This window comes from Thalassotalea ganghwensis, assembly GCF_053485795.1.
Genome location: NZ_JBQRUM010000020.1, coordinates 1 through 25,351 on the forward strand (window position 1 = coordinate 1; position 25,351 = coordinate 25,351).

Genomic DNA, 25,351 nt, shown 5'->3' on the forward strand with positions numbered 1-25,351 from the left:
CAATAGCATGACAATGTTTACAATAAACGACGCCCACAGGAACGCCCACATAACTCAGAATAAGGCGAGCTCTAGAAATACTATTTTCTTTGCAATGAGGACAATCCATAACTTAAACACATAACGCCCTGTTAATGGGCAAAATATAGTTGGCTAAAATTAAGCGACGAAGGAGCAAAAGCCAACTGTATTTTGTCCTTATTAAACAGCTTGTTAGCCAGATTTAACCAAACCTAATGGGGTCAGGTTTTTTATAGCTTTGACCTTTATATTTTGAATCACACTCATTGCATTCCCAAAAGTCATTTTTACCATTTTGTAATCTAATTAGCTTTTCATCAGCATCATAGCAACGCTGACAAAATGGACCATCACGAGTTTCGTTTTTAAGAACATAGTAATGTGGTTTTTCCCATTCAACGGACTGCTTAAAATTGATAGCTTCATTCAGCTTTTTTATTTGTTCTTTTAGAGCAAAGTTTTCTTCTTGAAGCTCTAATGCGCCTTCGCGTAACTCCATTATTTTTTCTTGTGCTTCAACAGTCGCGCCCTTTTTCATTAGGTCGACAATATCCTTGTACTTTGGAATCATGCTTTCTCCATCTGGCTAACGCCCCATTCAGGGGCTGATAATAGCTTGCTAAACTTGTGAAGCGAAGCGGAACCGAGCAAGCTGTTAGCAGTCCCGTCACTGTAATGGCTTGTTATAAGCACTGCTTCACGTTGGCTTCAATATACTTAACAATTGAAGGCACGCTGTAACTTTTTAAATAGTTTGTTCCACATTTACTAGTGCATTGGTATGTAATCAACACTGCTGCATCGCCGCCCGAATGAATAGTTTCATAAAACCCGAGAATTACAGTTGTTTTCTGCTCATTTATTTTTTCAAAATTGGTTTTTGTAATAAATATTGGATTTTCATTTAACCTGTACTCAACCATTGTTGAAACAGGAATCCACTTTCCTCCAATGACTTTCGGGAAATTTAAACCAACATATTCATCGGTTGGGCGATCTAAAGTGAAACCAAGGCAAAATGCACTTTCTGGTGTTAACTCAACATCTGGCGGAATCATATCTGCCAAAGAAGCAAATGAGAATAAACAAAATATTGTTAAAATATTACGCATTGATTTCCCTGTGCTTATAACGCCGCAATATGGGGCGCATAAATGCTTGGCTAAAATTAGCGAAGAATGAGCGCCAGCCAAGCTTTAGGCGTCCCACACATAATTGCCTTGTTATATGGCTACTTAGCTAAACCAAAACCAACAATTATTAGTAATGAAAATATTAAGCCGCCTAAGAGAATGTCCCATATTTTTGATAACACTCTAATATGAAAATACCTGAATTTCCGTATATCAGGTGACTTTTTACGCGCCATTGCTAATTCAATATAAGGCTTCAAACATTTGCTATATTCAACCTTATCTCTTTTAAATTGAGTAGCGGTAGTTTCATTATTTGATATGTAACGTTCAGGGTTACTAAAGTTAACCTTGATAGCTTCTACCTCTTCAAGCTCGACTTGATTGAGATATTTCTTCCATTCATCTTCCATCGACTACGTTCCCTGAAAGCCATATAACGCCGCAATATGGGGCGTATTAAGCTTGGCTAAAATCAGCGAAGAATGAGCGCCAGCCAAGCTTTAGACGTCCCATCCATGATTGCCTTGTTAGCAACGACCGAATTTAGCTAACTTAATTGTTTCTAATATTTCAGAATCTGTATATGGTGAAAGCTTAATGCTAAGAAGTATACTTGCTGTATCTACTGCCTTAGAGCCATTTCTTGATAACACATTTCTATTATATTTAACCTTTATTTTTAAAAACCTTCCATTTTTCAATCTAAACACGGAAGCATCTATGATATCCTCCCAAGGAATTAGGTTTTTAAACCCATACTTATCCAATCCTTTCTTAAATATTCCTTCTTCGTGGATTTCAACTCGTGCTGAAAGAAGAATTACAAAAACAAATAAAATACTTAATACATATGGAGCTAGAAATATCACAATGAGCGACTCCCCCATATTCAAAATATCTGTCATGTTTCCAGCACTATACAATAAAGCACCAAAGAAAAGTGCGTTTATCATCAAGCTTGGATATAAAATAAAATTTCTGATTGTAGTTTTTGTAGGCTTTAATTTAATAGGTAGCTTCATCATAAAGTTGCTAACGCCCAAATAATGGGCTAAAAATTGTTGGCTAAAATAAGCGACGCAGGAGCAAAAAGCCAACTGTTTTTAGTCCTGATTAATTTGCTTGTTATGTTTTCTCTGCACTAAGTAACTAATAAGAGCGAAGTTACCAGCTATTTGAAATATCCATAATTCAATTCCAAGCATTTTATCATCGTAACCAAGCAAAGATTTTAAGCCAAGATATAAAGATGCTGGCCACCAGAGAATACAACCTAAACCTAGCTCTATTTTTTGGTACAAAGTCATAGAGCTTGCTTGGTCGCTAGACATCCCTGCATCTAAAATTAGTAAATAACCAACAATAGAAATAAGAAAAATAAAGCCAAATATTTTGAGATAATACATGCGGCTTCCCTGAAACATAACGCTTATTATCGAGAAGTACACTTTTGCATTTTGTGTAAACCAAAATCAAAATTAAACGCATCGATAATAATATATTGATTTATATTGAAATATTCCATCACATTAATTCCATTCTTGCAAACTAATTGAAAAACAAAGCGAGACCTTATTTAACGAGACTTGGTTTACTTCCTATTAAATACTAAAGCAGCCTTAATTTATAATTATAAATCAACAAGTTGTTAATTTTCATAGAAACAAAGCGAGAACTAGAATATTTATTTAATAGGAAGGTAATTCTTGCTGTTTGTGAAACCCTTATTATACCTGTATGTCAGTACAGTGCGTTAAAAGGTCATCCCAGTCGCTAAATCACCTTTTTATTGAATCAATTCGAAAACACTTTTCGATAAGCGTTACGGTCTGCCAACTGAAAAAGCTTACTTTTATTGAATTAGGAATTTCATCTAAATTATTTGCCGTTATTTACAAATAAGAACAATATTTTCAATGCACTTACCCGAATCATCGCTGCTAATCAAAAACTAAGCTGTTTAAACTTCTCCCTTTTTACTTTTGTTCTGACCTATTCAATAAAAACTCTCAACCTAAATTCTTAGCGCAACTTTTTGTTTTTTCGACTTCGATTAAATGATAATAAACCGTGGCGATAATGTTGTATTAACCAAGTGATACCGGTTATCGACAACAATAGCGTTGCAATAGCAAACGCTATGATTAACCAATGATTAAAACCACCAGAGTCTGCATAATCCATAAAATGAAGTTTCAACATCAAATCTTTCAACCGAGCATCATCATTAACGTGGCGCAATACCTGGCCGGTAACACTATCTAAGTAGATGGTTGTCATGTTTTCATCTTCAACGTCTATTTTCCACATGGCATTTTGTTGTTTTACATCATCCGCAAATGGCGGCTGAGTGAGCTCTGTCGTCATTAATCGTCCAGTTCCTGAATAAGACTGTTGAGCTAAGGTCAATGCTTGCTGTTTTGACAAGCTAAATTCTTGCCCCGTTACAGCATTAAATAAAATTGAGCGGCGCTTTTGATAGCTATGCTCGCCTTGTTCAAAAATAAACTGATAGTATGGCTGTGCTTGAATCCATATAAGCTTTACTTCAATCGGCGAATCAACGTCAATGTCGCTTAACGCAATAAGTTCAACTTCAGCATTGCTGATAACCTGTTCAGCGTAAATTCTATTTGCATTGCCACTGGCTTTACTCTCATCCATCAGGTTGAAGTACAAGCCGGTAACTAACCAGATCAATAATTGCATACCGACAACTAAAGATAACCATTTGTGCACGGTAGTATTTAATTTAAACAATCGCATTACATCACCTTACGTTTTTTGGGTGAAATAACACGAAAATAGGTCAACATTGCACCCGATAACGCTGCCAGCAGTGCCAAACTTGCCACTAACAATAACAACCAGTTAGCAATGTTTTCACCATCATCGTAGTCCATAATGTGAAAACGCCACATCCAGTCAAACAAGCGCCAATAATCATGACGTTTGGCAACTAAGCTCCCGGTATGCTGACTGATATAAAATGTTGGTGTGATATAGCTATCAAAAGTAACACGCCACACAGGTAGGTGTCTTGGCGATAACTCAGCTGGCAGTTCGGATACGGCACTAATAAGCGATACGCTATCAATGCCGTGTGCATGGCTGTAATAAAAGTTAGCAATCTCTTTTGCTCTAGTTTCATCAATTAGCGGCTGAACTAAACCAGTGTTTGCATCGATAACGACTTTGCCGTTTTCGCTATCGATAAAGGTATATACTGGCACTCCCAATCGTTGACTGAGCGTAATACCTTTGGCTTTCGGATAGTTGGCAAGCAGATCAGCAAATGAGTAGCTTAATGATGTGACATCGACCTTAGCTTGCTCATCCGTAGCCAAAGACTCACCATGGATATAGTGAATATCCATACTCACCATATACACGCCCGTTATTGACCAAAACAGAAACTGTATGCCAATAAACGCCATCAACCATTTGTGATACTTTCTAACTTTATTACGCATTATTTGACCGTATTATTCGACTTTATTATTTGACCTTACTATTTGACCTTACTTTTTGACCTAGTCTATTGGTAAGGCACGGTTAAATCTATTTATTTCAGGCTTTTTAACGAGCGAATAAATCGCTGGAAGCACAATTAAAGTCAGCAATACCGCACTGGTCATTCCCCCAACCATTGGTGCAGCAATACGGCTCATCACCTCAGAGCCAGTGCCGGTACCATATAAAATCGGTAACAACCCGATAATGATGGTAGCAACGGTCATCATCACTGGACGAACCCGCAATCCCGCGCCATGCAGCAATGCTTCACGATATGCTTCATCTGATATCTGCGCTCGGTTCGCTTTAGCTTGTTCTTTAAGCTCGTTAAGTGCTTGATTTAAATAAACCAGCATGATCACACCAATTTCAACGGCGACACCCGCTAATGCGATAAAACCGACACCAACAGCAACAGAAAAATTAAACCCTTCCAAATACATCAGCCATAAACCACCGATCATCGCCATTGGTAATGTCACAATAATGATGGCTACTTCACTAAATGCTCGGAAATTAAGATAAAGTAAAATAACAATAATGGCGAGCGTTAACGGCAATACATAGTTGAGTTTATCTTTAGCTCTTTCCATATACTCGTATTGACCAGCCCAGTTAATCGAATACCCTACCGGCAAGGTTAGGTTTTCTGCTAAATACTGTTGAGCATTTTTCACATAAGTGCCTACGTCAACGCCATCAATGTCGATAAAGGTCCAACCGTTAATACGAGCATTTTCACTTTTGATCCCAGGAGGGCCACTTTCTACGCTAATCGACGCGACATCACCGAGTGCAATTCGCTGTCCGTTGGGTGTCACTACAGGTAACCTTGATAGCTGCTCAGGAGAGTCTCGGTAATCTTGTGGGTAACGCAAATTAACCGGATAACGCTCTTGTCCTTCAACCGTTTGCGTAACGTTCATGCCGCCAATTGCAGTAGACACCACTTGCTGAACATCTTCAATGTTTAAACCAAACCGACTCGCTTTTTCACGCAATATATCCACTTTAATATAACGTCCTCCGGCAACACGTTCAGAGTAAACCGATGCGGTACCTTCAACCTGAGGCAATAATTGCTCTATTTGCTGACCAATATCTTGAATGGTATCAAGATCAGCGCCAGCCACTTTGATACCAACAGGTGTTTTTATCCCTGTGGCGAGCATATCGATCCGCGTTTTTATTGGCATCACCCAAGCGTTGGTCACCCCTGGAAATTTGACCAATTTATCGAACTCGGCTTTTAATGATTCGGTGGTTACCCCTTCACGCCATTGCCCTTTCGGCTTTAACTGAATAAAGGTTTCAATCATGGTCAATGGTGCAGGATCCGTTGCTGTCTCAGCACGCCCCACTTTACCAAATACATTGTCAACTTCAGGCACAGTACGAATTAACTTATCGGTTTGTTGAAGTAGTTCTCTTGCTTTCCCAATTGATATACCAGGATACGTAGTTGGCATATACATTAAGTCACCTTCATCGAGCGGAGGAATAAACTCACTGCCAATCTTATCTACTGGCCAAAACCCGACAACCGTCACAAGAAGCGCTGCTAGAATTGTTGATTTAGGAAAACGCATCACCTGTCTTAGCACAGGTAAGTAGAGTGCTATCAGTAATCGGTTTAAGGGGTTTTTCTTTTCTGAAATTACCTTACCTCGAATAAAATATCCCATTAACACTGGAACTAAGGTAATTGCTAGACCCGCCGATGCCGCCATTGCATAGGTTTTGGTATAGGCTAGCGGCGAGAACATTCTGCCTTCTTGCGCTTCTAAAATAAACACCGGCAAAAATGAAACGGTAATAATTAACAAGCTGAAAAACAGTGCTGGCCCGACTTCACTGGCAGCCTTAGCGACCACTTGCCATCGGTTTTCATCATTAAACGGTATTCCCTTTTTATTAAGCGCTTCCATATGCTTATGCATATTTTCGATCATCACAATTGCGCCATCGGTCATCGCACCTATGGCAATCGCTATGCCTCCAAGCGACATGATGTTGGCATTGATACCTTGCATATACATGATGCTAAAAGACACCAAAATACCCAATGGTAGGGTTACTACAGCGACAATGGATGAACGAAGATGAAACAAAAACGCGACACAAACCAGCGCAACTATCGCAAGCTCTTCAACTAACTTACTCCACAGGTTATCGACGGCACTTTCGATCAACTTTGATCTATCGTAAACCGGAACAATCTCGACCCCCTCTGGTAACGACGATGTTAGCGATTCAATTTTCGCTTTAACGCCATTAATCGTTTGTTGTGCATTCTCACCAAAGCGCATTACAACAACGCCACCAACCACTTCTCCTTCACCATTGAGTTCGGCAATGCCTCGACGCATTTGTGGCCCAAGGTTGACGTTCGCAACATCGCCAATCCGTAGTGGTGTTCCTTGGTCATTAATACCCAGAGGAATTTTCTCGATATCTTGCACCGACTGAATATAACCTGTCGCGGTAACCATGTACTCGGCTTCAGCCATTTCAACCACCGATGCGCCGGTTTCTTTGTTTCCCCGTTTAAGCGCTGTTTGGATATGGCTTAATGGCACGTTAAACGCCCGTAATTTGTCAGGATCAACTTGTACTTGATACTGTTTAACCATACCGCCAACGGCTGCAACTTCAGAGACACCCTCTACCGTTTGAAGTTCGTACTTTAAAAACCAATCTTGAATACTTCTTAACTGGCTTAAGTCATGTTTTCCAGATTTATCGGTCAAAGCATAAATGTATACCCAGCCTACGCCTGTGGCATCTGGACCTAATTGTGGTTTTGCCGAATCGGGTAAGCTTGAGGCGACTTGACTTAAGTATTCGAGTACTCGACTTCTTGCCCAGTATAAATCAGTATCATCGTCAAAAATGATATAAACATAAGAATCGCCAAAAAACGAATACCCGCGAACCGTTTGTGCACCTGGCACGGACAGCATAGCGGTGGTTAATGGGAAGGTTACTTGGTCTTGAACTACCTGTGGAGCTTGCCCTGGATAACTGGTTTTTATGATTACCTGAACATCAGAAAGATCGGGTATCGCATCAACCGGAGTTTGTTTTAACGAATACATGCCACCAAAGGCAATAATCATGGTCACTAACAAGACAAAAAAGCGATTACCCACCGACCATCGAATAATTGATTCAATCATTACTTGTCTCCGCCTTAATGATTTGAATGGTCTGCGGCACTATCTTGACTGTGCTGCGTTTGTTGGCCAGATTCAGAGGAAATTTCGGTGATAATAAAATCGTCCCTCACTTCAAAGGTAAACGTCACCCTATCACCTATTTTTAACTGAGATATATCGACAGCGTCTGCAAAAATGAAATCCATCGTTGCCGCCGGTCTATCCCATTTTTCAATCGGGCCACGACTAATATTTGCCACTCGACTTTCAACATCGAGTGTATTGATCAGCCCATCAACAGTTGCAGAAGAAACGTGTGGCTCGGCCATAATATGAATGGTGGTCACCTGATATTCTCCTTGTTCAGATTTTGTTACTTCAAAGTGCAGCGATTGCCCCGCTTTTAAGGATTCAATATCAACACTTGGTGCGACGGTGAAATCCATGGTCATCTCTGGCCAGTCCCAGGCTTGGGCTGGGCCATGAGAAATGTTGACCATACCGTGCTCAGCCATGACACTATTTACCTCGCCCTCCATCCATACAACGTTTGGTAATTCGTTTTGAGCCATGCGCTTAAAATCAGAGCTTTTGCTAGATTCTGAATCAATCAAAAATTGAGCCGAGGTAACCACAACATCATCCTGATTAAGCCCATCTAAAATTTCGATACTATCGCTCGTCACTCGGCCAATAATCACTTCAATTGATTTAAACTGGCCTGCACCTAAAGCAAGTACGACACGATCTTGTTTGCCCGTTCGAATCACCGCTTCTTTAGGTACTAGCAAGGTGCGTTGAGTCTGATTGGGGTGGATTGATACTTGCGCAAACATATTGGGCTTTAATTGATAATCTGGGTTATCAAACTTTAATCGCACCCTCAGCGTACGCGTTTTATTATTGAGTGTCGGATAAACGTAATCGACTACCCCAGTCCATTGCGTTCCGGGTAAATAATCTAAACGCATGGAAACAGGCAACCCTATTTGAATTTGCGCAGCATCACGCTCAAATACCTCTGCTTCAACCCATACCTGATCGAGTTTAGCAATACTTAATAAGGTATTGCCCGGCTTTACATAAAAGCCTTCTCTGATCTTTAGTCCATCAACCACACCATCTTGCGGCGAATAAAAGGTAATAGTTTGCTGTACTTTTCGAGTTTTTTCTAACTGCTGCATAAGCTCGGGGGATAGCTGCAAAGCTTTAAGGCGCTCTCTTGCGGCACTAATTAACGACCTGTTTTCACGCTTTAAGGCAATTAAGAACTCTTCTTGAGCATTCACTAGTTGTGGAGAATACAAGGTGTAAAGTGGTTGACCTTTTTTAACAGGGTTTCCCGCGGCTTTCACATAGAGCTTTTCTATCCAACCATCAACACGTGGATGAATATGAATAAGCTCATCCTCGTCATATTGTACATAACCAACCGTTGATATTTCGGTATTCATAGCCTTGAATTGCACTGGCGCAGTACGAACCCCTAAATTATTCACCACATGAGGAGCGATAGTAACAGCGCCGGGGCCAAAGTCTTCACTGGATGATTCTTCATAAACAGGAATTAAATCCATCCCCATCGGCGATTTACCCGGCTTATCTCGACGATAGTTTGAGTCCATAGGGGCAACCCAATAGAGCGGCTTTTTATCACCTGTTGCCGATGTTTGACTACTGCTTTTTGGTGGTGTTGTTTGAAAGACATTAACAGCGACGACCCCAACCATAGCGCCAAAAACAACCGCTGCGATAAGCTTAAAACCTGGTGTATTGTTATCAGATGACATTACTTTTCTCCAAATGACGGGGTGGATTGCGGCATAGCGTGTGCGAAGAAATAGTTGATGCGCGCGACGGTTTTTAGCACATCAACGTCAATACGTAAGGCTGCAATTCTGGCATTTAACTCTGCAATTTTTGCCCGCACCACTTCAGCAAAATCGCCATCATCGTTGGTGTAAGCGGTTAATGAACTTTGTGCTTGATCATGTGTCTGTTTAAGCAATTGTTCTTGATAAATTGATTGGCGCTCGGATAAACGCTTAAGTTGTTTAATTTCTTTTTCTATTGCGCTGATCATTTGCTTTGTCAGTAATAGTTTTTCTGTTTTAACCGCTTCAGCATCGGCAATTGAGGCGACAACTTGTTTATCTTGCTTGTTTTCTGTAAAAAGTGGTAAATCAAAGGTTACCCCCACCGAAAACAGATCCGCTCGACTATCACCAGAGTGCATATTATCGCGATAAGCATAGCTGGCATTAACGCCCCACTGCGGCTGATATTGTTGTTTAGCCAGTGCTATCCCTTTTTTTAAAGCCTGACTTTTTACCTCAATAGCTAAAATAGCTGGATGATTTGCCAGCGCCTTTGCTAAAACATTTCGCGAGTAGTTGGCCGGTTTAATAGCGTTAGGGTTAATTAATCGAATCACTGGTAACGCTTTTGAAACGCTATACTCCATGGGTTGAGCGTCAAAATCGAACAATTGATTGTCAACATTGGCATCATAGATGTGCAGCCACTCATTGAGTAAAGCTAAGCTCGTTTCAAGCTTTTGCTGCTGTGAAATTAGTCGATCTTCTAATTGGACGATTTCTAACTGAGCTCGAATGACATCTTGTTGCCGAGTTTTACCTATCCCGCTTGAATAATTCGCTTCTGCCACTTCAGCAATTTGTTCAAACAGCGCCCAATCGTCTTTAATCAAGTTAATTGTTTGTTGCGCTAAGTAAGCCTCTAACCATAACTGAGAGACTTCACGCTTTAGTTGCGCTTTCCTGTTATCACGTAACAGCGGAAATTTAGACGATTCTATTTTTAATTGCGCTTGCTTTAACGCTAAACTGTCTCCTCTTGGAAACATTTGCGAGATCCCAACTTTAAGCTGAGTCATGCCTTCTTGACCCAAATCCCAAGTATCTGTGGGCAGATTCATAATCCCTAACGATACTTTAGGATCGGGCATGGTGCCGGTGGCGATACTTCGGTTTTCAACCGCGCTTTGTTTTAACTGATTACCATGTAGCCACGGATCATTTTGTATTGCTAAATCAAGGGCTTGTTCTAGTGAAACAACCTTTTCAGCTTGCACAGAAAACACCGATAATCCCAAGATTAACGCCGAAGAAAGTAAGGTTAAATTTGACACTTGCAACTTCATTAAAATTGCTCCTTATAGCTATTGATGTCTGCATACACTTTGCTAGTACCATCGTTCAGCAGCATTAACACTTTATATGGCATAAAGCGCTCACCAACTTCCATACCGGGAGAGCCAACCGGCATTGCAGGTACAGTTAGTCCAATGGCATTAGGGTGTTGTTCTGACAAGAACTGCTGAATATATTTAGCCGGCACATGGCCTTCAAAGACAAAGCCATTAGCGCTGATTGCTGTATGGCAAGAGCGATGATTGTACGGAATGCGATATTGATTTTTTATGCTATCAATATCATCTATGTTTTTTGAATACACGACCAGCCCTTGTTCTTGAATATGGCTGATCCATTTGTTGCAACATCCACAACTTGGTGTTTTATAAACTTTTAGTGCTAAAGTACTTAGTTCGTCGGTGTACTGTGTGGCAAAAGCAAATTTCGTTAAGCACAATAATGCTATGGCAATTTTACAGTATGTATTGATCATTTTACCCCCAGATATCACTGGAAATTTTTCACGGTTAAACGCTTAAATAATTAATGGAATCGTTATTTGATAGGCGCGAATTTTGGGCGCACTTGTCCTGTTTTAGGCAATAATCGGTGGACGATATAAAGAAGTAGAAACAGATTTGGGCTGTTGAGTAGTTAATGTAATCACAACGTCGCTTAACGATTGAATATTACTTAAATCAATAGGAGCATATAAAAGCGTTGTTGATGTACAAGCATTGGCTGGGCAATGACAATCAACCTCACAGCAATCATCAGATTGACTAAGATCGCTCATTAGCTGATGATTCATGCGTTGGTGGTCAGCTGATAGGTCATCAGTCATGGAGTGTCCCATCGTTGCATGCTCCATCATATCGTGAGCCATCGTGTCGTTATCAATCATGTTATTACCCATCATCTGATGTGACTGATGCGTACCTGTTGCCATTTCACAAGACATAGCAGCATACGCCAATGTTTGCCCAACAAAGGCAATCAGCATAAACGTAATGACTATAACTTTTGACAAAGGCTTTAACATAATTATCCCGAGCTAGATTCCCGCTTATCCTATAGCAATTGCAAAACAATGTAAATTTTAAAGAATAATGTCATCAAATGGAGTCGAATCAAAGGGATCAAAAATAATTGACCATTTTTATCGGTTCAAGTTTGAAAAGACACCGGTATTTTTTCAATCAAAACTGAATTATCAGAGCCAATGATCACCGCATGGTTTCGCTCAACCTTTATCCATCCCTCGGATGTTTCCGTTAGCGGCTCTGAACAGACAACGACATCACTACCCAAACCTGGTTCAATGCTAATATCATCGAAGGGCTGATCAAAATTAAACATCCCTTTGGTGTAATATAATGAGGCAGGTTGGCTAGTAGAATCCGTGGCAAAGCGAGTGACAATCGTGGTCGAGCCGTCACTCACTGCAAAATTGATATAAGCATTGGTATTGGCACCATGAGCAATTCTAATTTGAATAATGCGCCTTATGGTTTCATAGAGTGCTTGCTTTAACTCTTGCGCTGATAATTGCTCGGCAAAATCAACGACGTCCATCAATAATGCAAATGCGTACTCTGAATCTGTATTACCTTTAATTAAATTAAACGCCCGATCAGATAAGCTATTTAACATCGCTCGTTTAAACTTACAAAATTGATCTAAGCGGCCATTGTGCATAAAGAGGTATCGGCCATAAGTAAAAGGATGGCAATTACTTTGCGATACCGGCATCCCTACTGAAGCATCACGTACGTGGGCAAAAAAGTGTTGGCTACTCACTTTAGCGGCCAATTGAAGTAGGTTTTGATTACTCCATGCTGGCTCAATACTCACCATTCGAGCAGGTTCAGGATCGTTGTGTAGTGGATACCAGCCAATACCAAAACCATCACCATTAACCGGCACCGCTCTTTTTTTGGCGGTCTTACTTTGGATAATTAGCGAGTTCGCCGGTTCAATCACAAGTTTATTCATTGTGATTGCTGATCCCTTATAAACTAAAAAGCGACACATATTCCTTCCACCATAAGTTTACCCAACAACATGTTGTGATGAGTCTGCTATATATTATATAGATGAGTCGCTAACCAATAGTCAAAAGGAATAACAGAAAACCACAGTTTTTCTTAAGGGCAGAATAGACTTATGCTAATAATTACCTTTCATCAAAGTGATAAGGCTGGATTTCAAACGTGCCCATATGTCGACGGTAAACTTGTTCAACAGAGACATATGCGTTTATCCTCCCTTCTTCGGGCGGGTTAAGCAACAGGTGTAACTCGCCAACACTGCGGATTTTTCTATCGACATCATTACTCATTCGTCTGGCAACAAAGTAGAAAATTGCCGATGCTAACGGTAAAGGCAGCAATTGCATTAATACGGCGGTACTGGCGGTCATCGGATCAAGTGATTTTACAATCTCCATATCAAGCCCAATAAGAAATAAGGCACAAACTGAATAGAGCACAACCACAAGCGATAGAAAGGTTATTACACTTAAAATACGTTTTAATATCCGGATCTGGCCGTTAGTGTTTTGCAATAATTCATGCAAGCGATCAAGCACCTGATTATTAAAATCTAGCCATTGCGGGTTTTCAATATGGCGATAAGCAAAAATCAGCTCAAACTTTTCTCCTGACTCTTCCGTCCAACGCTGGCCATCAGCAATTTCTCGCCTAAATTGTTCAATGGCTTTCACCCTTGCGTTAATCCTGTCAACGCGAACCGGAAGCTCGCGAGCATATATGCGATCGATAAAAGCAACGGCGAAATGAAGTGCAAAGCCAATTTCAAATAAACTCCCGAATTGGCCTAAGTTAATCAAAGACATAAAGATAGCTCGTATTTATGTGTTTTTTATTATTGAGTAGCAGTTAAATAATATGGCGGAAAAATATAAGCCGTGCAAGACGTTATCTCTTTTTAGCTAATTCAGAGTCAGAATAAATATAAATTGCTCTGCCCTCTAGATTTTCTTGTTTAAAATACTAAGTTATCTAAAACAACGATTGAGGTGACTATTATTGACGCCATTAGATACGACAATAGGTTTCCTTTCCATCCCACATTTAGTTTTTCGCTGCCCCAATAAGTTAAGGCAAATAAAAATACTACTGAAATAGAAGGCAGCACCCACATAGGTAAGTCATAAAGTAAACTAACGGAAGCTTCATCATTAGGTTTTGACGTGTAGCTAATCCCCATGGCTACCAATCGCATATATAAAGGCAAAAATAAGAATGAATACCAAAAGAGTTGTTTACGTTGGTTAATTACTATCACGGCAATGATAGCTTGAAACCACGTTATCATTGGGCCAGCAAGACCAACAAGAGCTTGATGCCAGGTGTTTGCATAACTACCACTGGCAAGCCCTGCAGTATTGAAAGTGATGAACATGTCGTAGCCAAGAAGCTTTCCTATACCAAAATGAGCGAACTCATGAATCCCCCAAGTCAGTATCGCTGCTGGAAAAAACCACAGCGCAAGCGTCACGTAGTCAGATTTTTTCCATTGTTTTAACTCACTCATAATATAGATCTATTATTTTTATTGTTATCAGCACAAGGTTAATAATTAAGGTAAAGACTTTTTACTATAAAATCTATCAGTTAGTTAACTCTTGTTTATATTTGAAATAAACTACGCCATAGGTAATGTGCTACTTTGTTCGCTCTTACTAATATCATCTCGATGAATAGGAGCAAAGGCACTCTGCTATGCCTGATGAGTTTCACCTGACACCCAGACGCGAGCGGTACAAACAGTCTCAAAGCCTAGCTGCTGGTAAAGGCGGTAGCCTGCAGGCGTTGCACCAAGGAAAAAACGTCGGCTCCCATTATTGCGTGCCTGCGCCAGCGCTGTCGTCAAAAGCCTAAGACCGATCCCGCCACGCTGTTGTGATGCAACCGTCCCCATCGCCCAGATACCGCAGGTATCGCCGTGATGGGTCAGCGTAACACTTCCCACTGCTTCGCCATTAATGCGCGCAACATAGACATCAACACCTGTCGAATCGAGTAAAGACGCAGGCAGTGCTCGAAGTACGCTGTCCTTGTCCATGCTAAAGGCTGAAACCAGCACATCCGCGCTTGCATCAGCGTCATCGGCGCCAGACGCACAAACAATTTCAACGTCTGGGTTACCGGATGGCTCAATAGGCGCATCTTTACGCACCATAAAAGGGAAATCCACGGCGTAGGCCAGCCCTAAATCGGCTGCAATATCGTCGAGTTCCTTGCCGGCTTCAGGAAAGATGATGACAAGAAATGGAAGTTGTCGTTCCAAGCAGGAATTCAACATCCCCCTAAAGTGATTAGCATCAGCACCTGCGCCAACAACCAACATATTCATGTCTGCAATTGCTTCATTGCACAAAGCTAACTGTAATCCGGGTCGAGCCGCCGCCTCGTAGCTTTTCGCCTCGCCAAGAAGCGTAGTGATAGCGTCATTGGTAAGACGGCGTAAGACCGACTCGCTCAGTACTTTCGGTGTAGTATTCACAGATTTCTCCCCATTTTTTGGTAGTTCCAGTCACTCGCTCTCGGACTTATATGCCATCTAACGTTTGCTTGTCCAGCAGAAAAGGCTTGGCTAAAAATTGCGTCGAATGAGCAAAAACCGATTCTAATTTGCCATGGGAATTTGCTTGTTAGCTACCTATTACTCTGGAGTCGTTGCAAGAATACATCCTGCACCAATAAATGTAGCACCAAATATTTTTCCAAGTAACTTTTGTACTCGAGTGTTTTTTGTACGTGCTTTAGCACGCTGCGCTATTAGTGCATAAAATGACAAACAAATGAATGATAACAACATGAAACTAAACACTAAAATTGAAAACTGAAACATTAGCGGATCATCAGCGACAATAAACTGAGGAAATAATGCGGTAGTAAAAATAACGGCTTTGGGATTGGTTAATGCCACTAAAACCCCTTGTTTATATAGGCTTAAAGAACTACCTCTAGATAGCTTTGTTGAGCCTATCTCTATACTACCGATACCATTTATCCAAAGCTTTAAACCTAAATAAACCAAATAAGCAGCCCCGAATATTTTTATAACAGTAAATGCTACGGTTGAATGTAAAACAACGGCACTTAACCCAAGTACCGAAAATGTTGACATAATAAACAGCCCCGTAACATTGCCTAGCACTGTTACAAGAGATTTTTTAAAACCAAAAGACAGACTATTGATTGAAACAAGTAATGCTGCCGGACCAGGTGTAGCGGTAGCCAACAAAGCGATAGAACAAAACATCAACCAATTATTGAATAGCACAAAATTTTCCTTAGTTAACAAATATTATTTACTGTAGTCCTTTTGATTCTTGTAATCAATTAACCTTTATGGAGCCTTTGTCCGCTTGCATAACTATTGTGTAAGGTAAAACAACAGTATCCGCAACAACTGAAAAAACAGAATCAATAAAGACTAGAGGAAAGCCATTAAGTGCGCTACCTAAATTGACATCTTTGCTTGGCTCACCATATGAGATTTATTCAAGGCAAAAAAATAGACAAACCGAAGTTTGTCTATTTTTAAATACAAATGTCTAATTTTTTAATAATAGACTACACAATTAACTTAATCTTTATAAGTATCCGTTGCTGGACATGAACAAATTAAGTTACGGTCGCCGTATACGTCATCGATACGGTTAACTGTTGGCCAGAATTTGTTTGCCGCTGCGGCAGGTACTGGGAATACCGCTTCAGCGATGCTGTAACCACGATTCCACTCGCTAGTGATGTCAGCAAGGGTATGTGGTGCATTGTGAAGTGGGTTATCTTCGCTAGTCCACTCGCCACTTTCTACTTTACGGATCTCATCACGAATGCTCGTCATTGCTTCGATAAAGCGGTCAAGCTCTACTTTAGACTCTGATTCAGTCGGCTCAATCATTAACGTACCCGCTACTGGGAACGACATGGTTGGCGCATGGAAACCGTAATCCATTAAACGTTTAGCAACATCCATTTCAGTGATGCCTGAGCTTTCTTTTAATGGACGCAAGTCAACGATACATTCATGTGCCACACGACCATTTTTACCTGTGTATAAAATTGGGTAGTGTTGGCTTAATTTCTTCGCTAAGTAGTTAGCATTAGTAATAGCGTATTTAGTTGAATCTGTTACACCTTTACGGCCCAATAAAGCAATGTATAGGTAAGAGATACATAAAATACCAGCACTACCGAAAGGCGCGGCAGAAACTGCTCCGTTACCTTTAGTTTCTTCATTAACGGTCACTAATGGGTGATCTGGCAAGAAAGGCGCTAAGTGTGCTTTAACGCCAATCGGTCCCATACCTGGGCCACCACCACCATGCGGGATAGCAAAGGTTTTGTGCAAGTTTAAGTGAGATACGTCAGCACCAATAAAGCCTGGTGATGTCAAACCGACTTGTGCGTTCATGTTGGCACCGTCTAAGTAAACCTGACCACCGTGCTCGTGAACGATATTACAAATTTCAGCAATCGTGGTTTCATAAACACCATGCGTTGATGGGTAAGTGATCATGATACAAGATAGGTTGTCAGCTAACTCGCTTGCTTTGGTGCGCAAGTCGTTCATGTCAACGTTACCTTGCTTGTCACAATCAACCACAACCACTTTCATACCAACCATTTGCGCTGACGCTGGGTTAGTACCGTGTGCTGATGATGGGATCAAACAAATGTTACGGTGCCCTTCACCACGGCTTTCGTGATATTTATGAATGGCAATTAAGCCTGCGTATTCACCTTGTGCACCTGAGTTAGGTTGCATTGAAATGTTGTCATAACCGGTTAACTCAACTAACGCTTCACCTAATTCGTCGATCATTTGCTTATAGCCTTGCGCTTGATCGATTGGCGCGAATGGGTGCATGTTAGCAAATTCAGGCCAAGAAACTGGGATCATTTGTGCAGTCGCATTAAGCTTCATCGTACATGAGCCCAATGAAATCATTGAGTGATTTAACGCTAAATCTTTATTTTCTAACTTTTTGATGTAGCGTAACATTTCTGTTTCGCTGTGGTATGAGTTAAAGACTGGGTGCGTTAAAATTTCAGATTCACGAACCAATGATTCAGGGATTGAAATATTACCTAACGCACGTACTTCAGCGTCGATACCTTCAATATCTAAACCGTGCTCTTCACCGAATAAAATATCGAATAAATCTAAAACATCATCACGAGTTGTGGTTTCATCAACAGAAAGGCTAATTTGACTGTCTACGTCTGTACGTAAGTTAACACCTTTAGCTAATGCACGAGCGACAATTTCCGCTTTTAAGTCAGTTGATACATTAAATGTTAAGGTATCAAAGTAAAAACCGTGTAATGGCGTTAATTGTTTAATGTTTGCAGCATGAGCAATAATATCAGCGAAACGGTGAATACGCTGTGCGATAGTTTTTAAACCTTTAGGGCCGTGATATACCGCGTAGAAAGCAGCCATATTCGCGAGCAATACCTGTGCTGTACAAATATTTGAGTTCGCTTTTTCACGACGAATGTGTTGTTCACGCGTTTGCATTGCCATACGTAATGCAGGATTATCACGAGTATCTTTAGAAACACCGATAATACGGCCAGGTAACGAGCGCTTGTATTTATCAGACGTGGTAAAGAATGCAGCGTGAGGACCACCATACCCCATTGGCACACCAAAACGTTGGCTCGAGCCAATAACGGCATCAGCGCCTAACTCACCTGGTGCTTTTAATAGCACTAAGCTCATGATGTCAGCAGCTACGGCAACAATACCTTTGTTTTCTTGAATTTTAGCAATTAAGCCGCTGATGTCAGATACTTCACCAGTTGCACTTGGGTATTGCAATAATGCACCAAAAATATCATGCTCTGGCGCTTGCTCTGCAGGAGCGATAACGATATCAAAACCAAACATCTCAGCACGCTGTTTTACCACGTCAATAGTTTGCGGATAAACATCACTTGAAATAAAGAAAGTGTTTGATTTTTTGTTCTTAGAAACTCGTTTTGCAAGTGCCATCGCTTCAGCGGCAGCGGTACCTTCATCTAACAATGAAGCAGAAGCCAATTCTAATCCGGTTAGGTCGATACACATTTGCTGATAGTTTAATAACGACTCCAAACGACCTTGCGCAATCTCTGGCTGATATGGTGTATATGCCGTATACCAACCTGGATTTTCTAACACGTTACGTAAAATAACATTAGGCGTTAACGTACCGTAGTAACCTAAACCAATGTAGGTTGTATTTACTTTGTTTTGACTGGCAATCGCTTTAAGATCTTTAAGCGCTTTAACTTCTGTTTTACTGGCTTCAATGTTTGGTAAGTCAGCTAAACGGATGTCGCTAGGCACAATTTCATCAATTAATGCGTCGACTGATTCTGCACCAATGTCATTTAACATTGCTTGTGTTTGCGCTTCATCAGGACCAATATGGCGACGAATAAAATCTTCAGTTTGCTCTAAGTCAAACAATGATGGAGTAGTCATAAAACAGCGTCTCTATAATATCTTGCAAAATAAAAGAAAGCCCTAAACAAGGTTCAGGGCTTCTAACAATATGTTAATTAACAATTAATCTTCGTCGATTGAATTCTCATAACCTTCAGCATCTAGAAGGTTTTCTAATTCACTCGCGTCATCTAATTTAATTTTGAACATCCATCCGTCGCCGTAGGCGTCAGAGTTTACGAGCTCTGGAGAATCTTCTAAGTCTTCGTTAACCGCGATAACTTCACCTGAAACTGGCGCATAGATATCTGAAGCTGCTTTTACAGACTCAGCTACTGCGACATCATCACCCGTACTGACACTTTCACCAACTTCTGGCAATTCAACAAATACCATGTCACCTAATAACTCTTGTGCGTGCTCTGTAATACCGATGGTTACTGTGCCGTCACCTTCATTACGAACCCATTCGTGTGATGAAGCGTATTTTAATTCTGAAGGAATATTGCTCATTTTTATTGTTCCTAATATTTAATATTTAAATCTGCTTAACGCTCGTTTTAGCTACTTTACTATAGAGCATCAAATAAAATTATTACAATTGGCTTTGACCGTTACGAACAAAGCTTGGTTTAACTACGTCTACCTTAACGAGTTTTTTACGCATTTCAACTTCAACAGTATCGCCCACTTTAACACTGCGCGGTACACGAGCCATTGCAATTGAATGTCCTAACGATGGAGAGAACGTACCTGAGGTAATTTCACCTTCACCATCGGTTGTCACTACTTTAAGGCCTGTACGAAGTACGCCTTTTTCTTTCATCACAAGTCCAACTAACTTAGGTTGGTCACCTGCTTCACGCTGTGCGCTTAATACTTCACGACCAATAAAGTCACGATCTTCTGGCTCCCAGCTAATTGTCCAAGCCATGTTCGCTGCCAATGGTGATACGGTTTCATCCATGTCTAAACCATAAAGGTTCATACCAGCTTCTAAACGCAGCGTATCACGAGCACCTAAGCCACACGGTTTTACACCAGCGTCTAATAACTGTTGCCATAAATCAGCCGCTTGCGCTTCTGGAACAACAATTTCATAACCGTTTTCACCGGTGTATCCCGTTGTTGCGATAAATAAGTCACCTGCTTGCACACCAAAAAATGGCTTCATACCATCAACAGCTTGCGTTTGCTCAGCATCTAAAATTGTCGCCACTTTAGCTTTTGCTTGCGGGCCCTGCACGGCAATCATGCCAAACTCTGGACGTTCAGTGATGGTAACGTCTAAGTTTTGTGCTTGTTCATTGATCCACGCTAAGTCTTTTTCGCGCGTTGCTGAGTTAACCACTAAACGATAGTCAGTGTCAGTGAAATAGTAAATGATTAAATCATCAATCACACCACCTTCATGATTACACATACCTGTATAAAGCGCTTTACCAGCAACAGTTAGTTTAGCCACGTCATTGATCACTAAGCGACGTAAAAATGGCTTAGCATCAGCACCTTTTACGTCTACGATGGTCATGTGTGATACATCAAACATACCCGCATCTTTACGAACAGCGTGATGCTCTTCGATTTGTGAACCATAATTAATTGGCATTTCCCAACCGTGGAAATCAACCATTTTAGCGCCTGATTCTAGGTGCTTAGCGTGCAATACTGTTTTATTGGTCATAATCATGAACTCAGTTATCAGGTGAACCTTTGTCTAGCCTAGCGATACTAGCGCTAAATCAAGTGAACACGCTTTATTGGAAAAATTGGCAGGGATTATACTCCTGCTCTGCTGTTGATTCAACAAAGAAAATACACATATAAAAAATAAAAACCCATATATTAGATTTTTTTAAAATATTATTTTTTAATAACGCTTTTTAAAAAATAATTTACGGAGATGATGCAAATATTATCCAGTTCAACAAAGATAATTTTGTCAATTCTCATTACGCAGCAGAGAAAAAAGATTTTTATTAAAAAATTACAATAACTTAAGTTAAAAACCTTTTTTATTGTTTAGATATTTTTTCCGCGGGCTACCAAGCTTAATCCAGTGGTGCCTTGGTCAGTATGGGTTGGTGGGAGCGTTGACCTAGCGCCTGCTTAATCAACAAGCTTTTTATTGGCTTAACTTGGTTGAGCATACTCATGCCCATTCCCCTTAGTGCATCAACTACTGGGTGATGTGGCTCAAAGGTTTTCTTTATTATTGCCATGGCGGTGATCATCTCTAGCGCATCTGACTTACGCCAGCGCTCAAAATGTGCTAAATCGCGCTGGTTAAATTGATTCGCCTGCTCTGCTTGAAATGCTTCGGCTAATGCTGCAGCATCAAGCAAGCCGAGATTAACCCCTTGGCCTGCCAGAGGATGAATGGTATGAGCAGCATCTCCAACAAGGATCACTTTGTTTTTAATAACATCTTGCGCATAACGCATGGTTAAAGGAAAGCTTTGTCTTTCACTTACTAAAGCTAGGTTACCTAATTTAGCGTCACTGGCAGCGGTAAGTTCTTTAGCAAATTGCTCAGCTGGCAATGCCATTAGGCGCTTGGCTTCACTTGGCGAGGTCGACCACACAATAGAGCATTTATCGGGCTGATATAACGGTAAAAACGCCAATGGTCCTGTTGGTAGAAATACTTGCCAAGCGGTTTCTTGATGACCTTGAGGACATTCAACGGTCGCCACTATGGCATGATGATCATAATCACTAAATGTGAGGTTCATTCCCATATGCTGGCGCACCCATGAGTGCGCACCATCTGCGCCAACGATATATTTTGCAATAATAGGCGGCTGAGAAGTAAAACTGGCAAACACTTCACTGTCACCGACAGAAATGTGATTAAGCTTTTCTTGGGTAAAAAAGGTAATGCCTTGATCTTGTTTTGCCTTTTGCCACAAGGCATTGCGAATTACGTTATTTTCAATAATCCAGCCAATTTGCTCAAGCGGTAAACGAGAATCAACGTCGCTAACATTAAAATCCAATTGCCCCAAACCAGCCTTGTCCCAGACATGCATGTGACAATAGGGCTGAAGCCGTTGTTCAGTGATTAATGGCCATACTTCAAGCTGCTTAAATAATTGCTGACTTGCAACGTTAATCGCACTAACGCGAAGTTCTGGTTGCTCTGATAAGGTACGAACTTCATTGGTATCAACGATAGCAACCGTTAGCGAGGTAAGTTTACGAATAGCAAGTGCCGTGGTTAAGCCAACCATACCGCCACCCACAATTAAAATATCAAACTTTTGCATAAAAACTCGCTATATTTAAAATCTTGCTGCGATCAAACATTAATACCCCATGGTTTTATTAACAAAGCGCTGCTTTAGCGGGCTGACATAGTTCATCACTTTTAGCCCTATATTGCGACCAATAACCAAAGGGTCATAGTGATTCGAAAAGATACTGACCAATGAATCTGTTAGCTGAATTATATGTCGATGGTCTTGTTGTCTTTTTTGGGCATAAGCCATTAGTACACTTAACTGACCGATATCACGATTGTCACTTAATGCCTGCTCTATTGCACACACTAAATCAGCGACATCACGCAAGCCTAAATTAAAACCTTGTCCTGCAATGGGATGTATGGTGTGGGAGGCATTGCCAATTAGCACCAAACGATGATTGACCTGCTCTTGGGCTTGCACCAAGTTTAACGGATAAACATGGCGTTCACCTACTTTCTTAATTGCCCCCAGCCAAAAGCCGAAAGCACGATTAAGTTCTTGATTAAAACGTGATGCAGATAATCGCTTTATTTTTTCTGCCTGTGAAGGAGGCAATGTCCAAACCAATGAACATCGGTTTTCAACGCCATCTAATTCAGATAATGGCAACATGGCAATAGGGCCATGCTCAGTAAAGCGCTCAAAGGCAATATTGTTATGTGGTTTACTGGTGACAACATTAGCGATCAAAGCGGCTTGCTGATAGGGCTTTTCTCTAATTGCAATATTCGCTGCGTGTCGACATTGAGATTGAGCTCCATCACAACCAAGCAGTAAACTTCCGGTAAGTTGTTTTCCAGACGATAAGGTCAGGCAAACTTGTTGTGTCGTCCAATGAATATCTTCAATAGCTTCAGGCGTAAACCAGCTAACATGCTGACAATGTTTTAAGCGCTCAAGCATAGCTGCCCCAATGGCAGCCATTGGAGCGACATAGCCCAACGCCGAGACCTGATGCGATTCGGCGCTTACTCTAGCTTTACCATAATAGCCGCGATCAGAAATATGAATATCTTCAATTGGCTGGCTATCACTGGCTAATAACGACCAAACATCTAAACGTTTAAAATATTGAACACTCGCATGAGACAACGCCAAAACACGATCATCAAAAGTCAGCTCCGGGCGTTGTTGCAATGGGTGTTTATCAATAATGGCAATCGATAAACATTGACCATCAGGCTTTTTGCATTGGGAGAGCGCTATCGCTGATAAAGCACCAGAGAGTCCGCCACCGGCAATGACAATATCAAAATGTTGAGCAGCACTAGCCATCACTATTCGCCATAATTAATTACAGGAACCTATCCATTAGCGTTGAGCATTTCGCATAAGCTGCTCAATATCTTCAACAGATTTTGGCACACTCTCACTAAGATTTTCATGACCCAGGTCAGTAACGACGATATTATCTTCAATTCGAATACCAATACCTCGCCACTTTTCCTCAACGCTATCATCGTCTAGAGGGATATAAAGCCCAGGCTCTATTGTTAACACCATCCCTGGCTCAAATAAACGAGTTTGGCGTTTATCTTTCACCTGATAATTGCCAACATCATGTACGTCAAGCCCTAACCAATGCCCCAAACTATGGATAAAGTATTTTTTACACGCTTTTTCGCTCAAAAGCGTTTGATAGTCACCACTTAAAATACCTAATTCGAGTAAGCCTTGAGTGAGAATTTCACAGGCTTTATCATTAAGTTCAGCAAAACAAATGCCAGGTTTAACCATTGCAACCGTCTGCTCTAACGCACTATGCACTAGCTCATAAAGCTGTTTCTGCGGGGCGGAAAACGTACCTGACACAGGGAATGTTCTGGTGATATCAGCAGCATAACCATTTAGTTCACCGCCAGCATCAATTAAAATTAACTGCCCTTGTTCAAGGCGATCACTACAATCGGTGTAGTGAAGGATATTGGCATTGTCTCCACAGGCGACAATGCAATTATAAGCAGCATGACGAGCACCATGACGCGCAAATTCATGCAGTAATTCGGCCTCTAATTGATATTCATAAAGCCCTGGCTGAGCTTTTTCCATGGCACGCACATGTGCCCCACCACTAATTTGATTAACCTTACGCATAACAGCTAGTTCAGCTGGGCTTTTAATCAAGCGCATTTCATCGATTATGGCTTGGCAATCAAATTGAGTCGTTGGCGCTTTTATACCTGAGCGAGCCTTTGCTCTGATGTTAGCTAATGCTAAAGCGATATGGTTATTCTCTGCCGTTATTTGACCAGAGCAACTCCAAACAGCCGTTTTATCAGCAAGAAGCTCTTCAAGTTTTGTCGTTAACTCAGTGAGCTCGTAAGCTTGGTCAAATTGATAGTCTTTTATCGCATTATCAACGCCAATACGTCTACCATGCCACACTTCTTGCAGGCTATCTTTTTGACGACAGAACAAAATACTTTCGTTTGTTTCGGCTTTAATCATCACCAAGACAGCATCTGGCTCAGGATACCCCGTCATGTAAAGAAAGGTTTTGTCTTGGCAAAATAAATATTCGGTATCATTACTGCGCGTCTGCTCGTGTCCGGCAAAAAAAACCGCAACAGAGTTCGCTGGCATTTGCGCGAATAAGCGCTGACGACGAGTGACATACTCATCAATCGTTAAAGACATACTCATAA

24 protein-coding genes are annotated in these 25,351 nt (G+C 41.0%); all 24 read right to left on the bottom strand.

What is annotated here, in order from left to right; genetic code table 11:
* Positions 1 to 223: 223 nt before the first annotated feature.
* Positions 224 to 592: a hypothetical protein gene (locus ACSLUH_RS16710; RefSeq protein WP_448569090.1), complete on the bottom strand. Its 369-nt coding sequence runs from the start codon at positions 590 to 592 to the stop codon at positions 224 to 226.
* A gap of 112 nt (positions 593 to 704) precedes the next feature.
* Positions 705 to 1,133: a hypothetical protein gene (locus tag ACSLUH_RS16715; protein ID WP_448569091.1), complete on the bottom strand. Its 429-nt coding sequence runs from the start codon at positions 1,131 to 1,133 to the stop codon at positions 705 to 707.
* Between the two features lie 119 nt (positions 1,134 to 1,252).
* Complete coding sequence (locus ACSLUH_RS16720; protein ID WP_448569093.1) at positions 1,253 to 1,567, bottom strand: hypothetical protein; 315 nt, start codon at positions 1,565 to 1,567, stop codon at positions 1,253 to 1,255.
* 117 nt (positions 1,568 to 1,684) lie between these two features.
* Positions 1,685 to 2,182 carry a hypothetical protein gene (locus tag ACSLUH_RS16725; RefSeq protein ID WP_448569095.1) on the bottom strand — a complete coding sequence of 166 codons (498 nt, stop codon included), beginning with the start codon at positions 2,180 to 2,182 and terminating at the stop codon, positions 1,685 to 1,687.
* 78 nt (positions 2,183 to 2,260) lie between these two features.
* Entirely contained in the window at positions 2,261 to 2,563 is a 303-nt protein-coding gene (locus tag ACSLUH_RS16730; protein WP_448569097.1) for a hypothetical protein, read from the bottom strand.
* Positions 2,564 to 3,179: 616 nt separating this feature from the next.
* On the bottom strand, positions 3,180 to 3,923 hold the full coding sequence (locus ACSLUH_RS16735; protein WP_448569099.1) for a PepSY domain-containing protein: 744 nt from the start codon (positions 3,921 to 3,923) through the stop codon (positions 3,180 to 3,182).
* Positions 3,923 to 4,630, bottom strand: coding sequence for a PepSY domain-containing protein (locus ACSLUH_RS16740; RefSeq protein ID WP_448569101.1), 708 nt, complete (start codon positions 4,628 to 4,630; stop codon positions 3,923 to 3,925). Before ACSLUH_RS16740 ends, ACSLUH_RS16735 begins: the two co-directional genes overlap by 1 nt.
* 60 nt (positions 4,631 to 4,690) lie before the next feature.
* A complete protein-coding gene (locus tag ACSLUH_RS16745) occupies positions 4,691 to 7,852 on the bottom strand; it encodes an efflux RND transporter permease subunit (protein ID WP_448569103.1) in 3,162 nt (1,053 codons plus the stop codon).
* A gap of 14 nt (positions 7,853 to 7,866) precedes the next feature.
* A complete protein-coding gene (locus tag ACSLUH_RS16750; RefSeq protein WP_448569105.1) occupies positions 7,867 to 9,621 on the bottom strand; it encodes an efflux RND transporter periplasmic adaptor subunit in 1,755 nt (584 codons plus the stop codon).
* Entirely contained in the window at positions 9,621 to 10,994 is a 1,374-nt protein-coding gene (locus ACSLUH_RS16755; protein WP_448569107.1) for a TolC family protein, read from the bottom strand. Before ACSLUH_RS16755 ends, ACSLUH_RS16750 begins: the two co-directional genes overlap by 1 nt.
* Entirely contained in the window at positions 10,994 to 11,479 is a 486-nt protein-coding gene (locus tag ACSLUH_RS16760; RefSeq protein ID WP_448569109.1) for a DUF411 domain-containing protein, read from the bottom strand. Before ACSLUH_RS16760 ends, ACSLUH_RS16755 begins: the two co-directional genes overlap by 1 nt.
* 102 nt (positions 11,480 to 11,581) lie before the next feature.
* Complete coding sequence (locus ACSLUH_RS16765; protein ID WP_448569111.1) at positions 11,582 to 12,028, bottom strand: hypothetical protein; 447 nt, start codon at positions 12,026 to 12,028, stop codon at positions 11,582 to 11,584.
* 125 nt (positions 12,029 to 12,153) lie between these two features.
* Complete coding sequence (locus tag ACSLUH_RS16770) at positions 12,154 to 12,981, bottom strand: class II glutamine amidotransferase (RefSeq protein WP_448569113.1); 828 nt, start codon at positions 12,979 to 12,981, stop codon at positions 12,154 to 12,156.
* 181 nt (positions 12,982 to 13,162) lie between these two features.
* Positions 13,163 to 13,843, bottom strand: a complete 681-nt coding sequence (locus ACSLUH_RS16775; protein WP_448569115.1) for a hypothetical protein — start codon at positions 13,841 to 13,843, stop codon at positions 13,163 to 13,165.
* Between the two features lie 149 nt (positions 13,844 to 13,992).
* Positions 13,993 to 14,544: a hypothetical protein gene (locus tag ACSLUH_RS16780; protein ID WP_448569117.1), complete on the bottom strand. Its 552-nt coding sequence runs from the start codon at positions 14,542 to 14,544 to the stop codon at positions 13,993 to 13,995.
* 186 nt (positions 14,545 to 14,730) lie between these two features.
* Positions 14,731 to 15,516, bottom strand: a complete 786-nt coding sequence (locus tag ACSLUH_RS16785) for a GNAT family N-acetyltransferase (RefSeq protein ID WP_448569119.1) — start codon at positions 15,514 to 15,516, stop codon at positions 14,731 to 14,733.
* A gap of 159 nt (positions 15,517 to 15,675) precedes the next feature.
* Complete coding sequence (locus ACSLUH_RS16790; protein WP_448569121.1) at positions 15,676 to 16,299, bottom strand: LysE family translocator; 624 nt, start codon at positions 16,297 to 16,299, stop codon at positions 15,676 to 15,678.
* 55 nt (positions 16,300 to 16,354) lie between these two features.
* The gene (locus tag ACSLUH_RS16795; RefSeq protein WP_448569248.1) at positions 16,355 to 16,516 is read right to left on the bottom strand and encodes a YceK/YidQ family lipoprotein; all 162 of its coding nucleotides are present in this window, start codon (positions 16,514 to 16,516) and stop codon (positions 16,355 to 16,357) included.
* An 89-nt stretch (positions 16,517 to 16,605) separates the two neighbouring features.
* Entirely contained in the window at positions 16,606 to 19,497 is a 2,892-nt protein-coding gene (gcvP, locus tag ACSLUH_RS16800; RefSeq protein WP_448569123.1) for an aminomethyl-transferring glycine dehydrogenase, read from the bottom strand.
* Between the two features lie 84 nt (positions 19,498 to 19,581).
* The gene (gene gcvH / locus ACSLUH_RS16805) at positions 19,582 to 19,971 is read right to left on the bottom strand and encodes a glycine cleavage system protein GcvH (RefSeq protein ID WP_448569125.1); all 390 of its coding nucleotides are present in this window, start codon (positions 19,969 to 19,971) and stop codon (positions 19,582 to 19,584) included.
* 82 nt (positions 19,972 to 20,053) lie between these two features.
* Entirely contained in the window at positions 20,054 to 21,142 is a 1,089-nt protein-coding gene (gcvT, locus tag ACSLUH_RS16810; protein WP_448569127.1) for a glycine cleavage system aminomethyltransferase GcvT, read from the bottom strand.
* Between the two features lie 367 nt (positions 21,143 to 21,509).
* Positions 21,510 to 22,727 (bottom strand): FAD-dependent monooxygenase, encoded by a 1,218-nt coding sequence (locus ACSLUH_RS16815; protein WP_448569129.1) that lies wholly within the window; start codon positions 22,725 to 22,727, stop codon positions 21,510 to 21,512.
* A gap of 39 nt (positions 22,728 to 22,766) precedes the next feature.
* Positions 22,767 to 23,981: a 2-octaprenyl-6-methoxyphenyl hydroxylase gene (gene ubiH / locus ACSLUH_RS16820; protein WP_448569131.1), complete on the bottom strand. Its 1,215-nt coding sequence runs from the start codon at positions 23,979 to 23,981 to the stop codon at positions 22,767 to 22,769.
* Between the two features lie 36 nt (positions 23,982 to 24,017).
* Positions 24,018 to 25,349, bottom strand: coding sequence for a Xaa-Pro aminopeptidase (gene pepP / locus ACSLUH_RS16825; protein WP_448569133.1), 1,332 nt, complete (start codon positions 25,347 to 25,349; stop codon positions 24,018 to 24,020).
* Positions 25,350 to 25,351 lie beyond the last annotated feature (2 nt).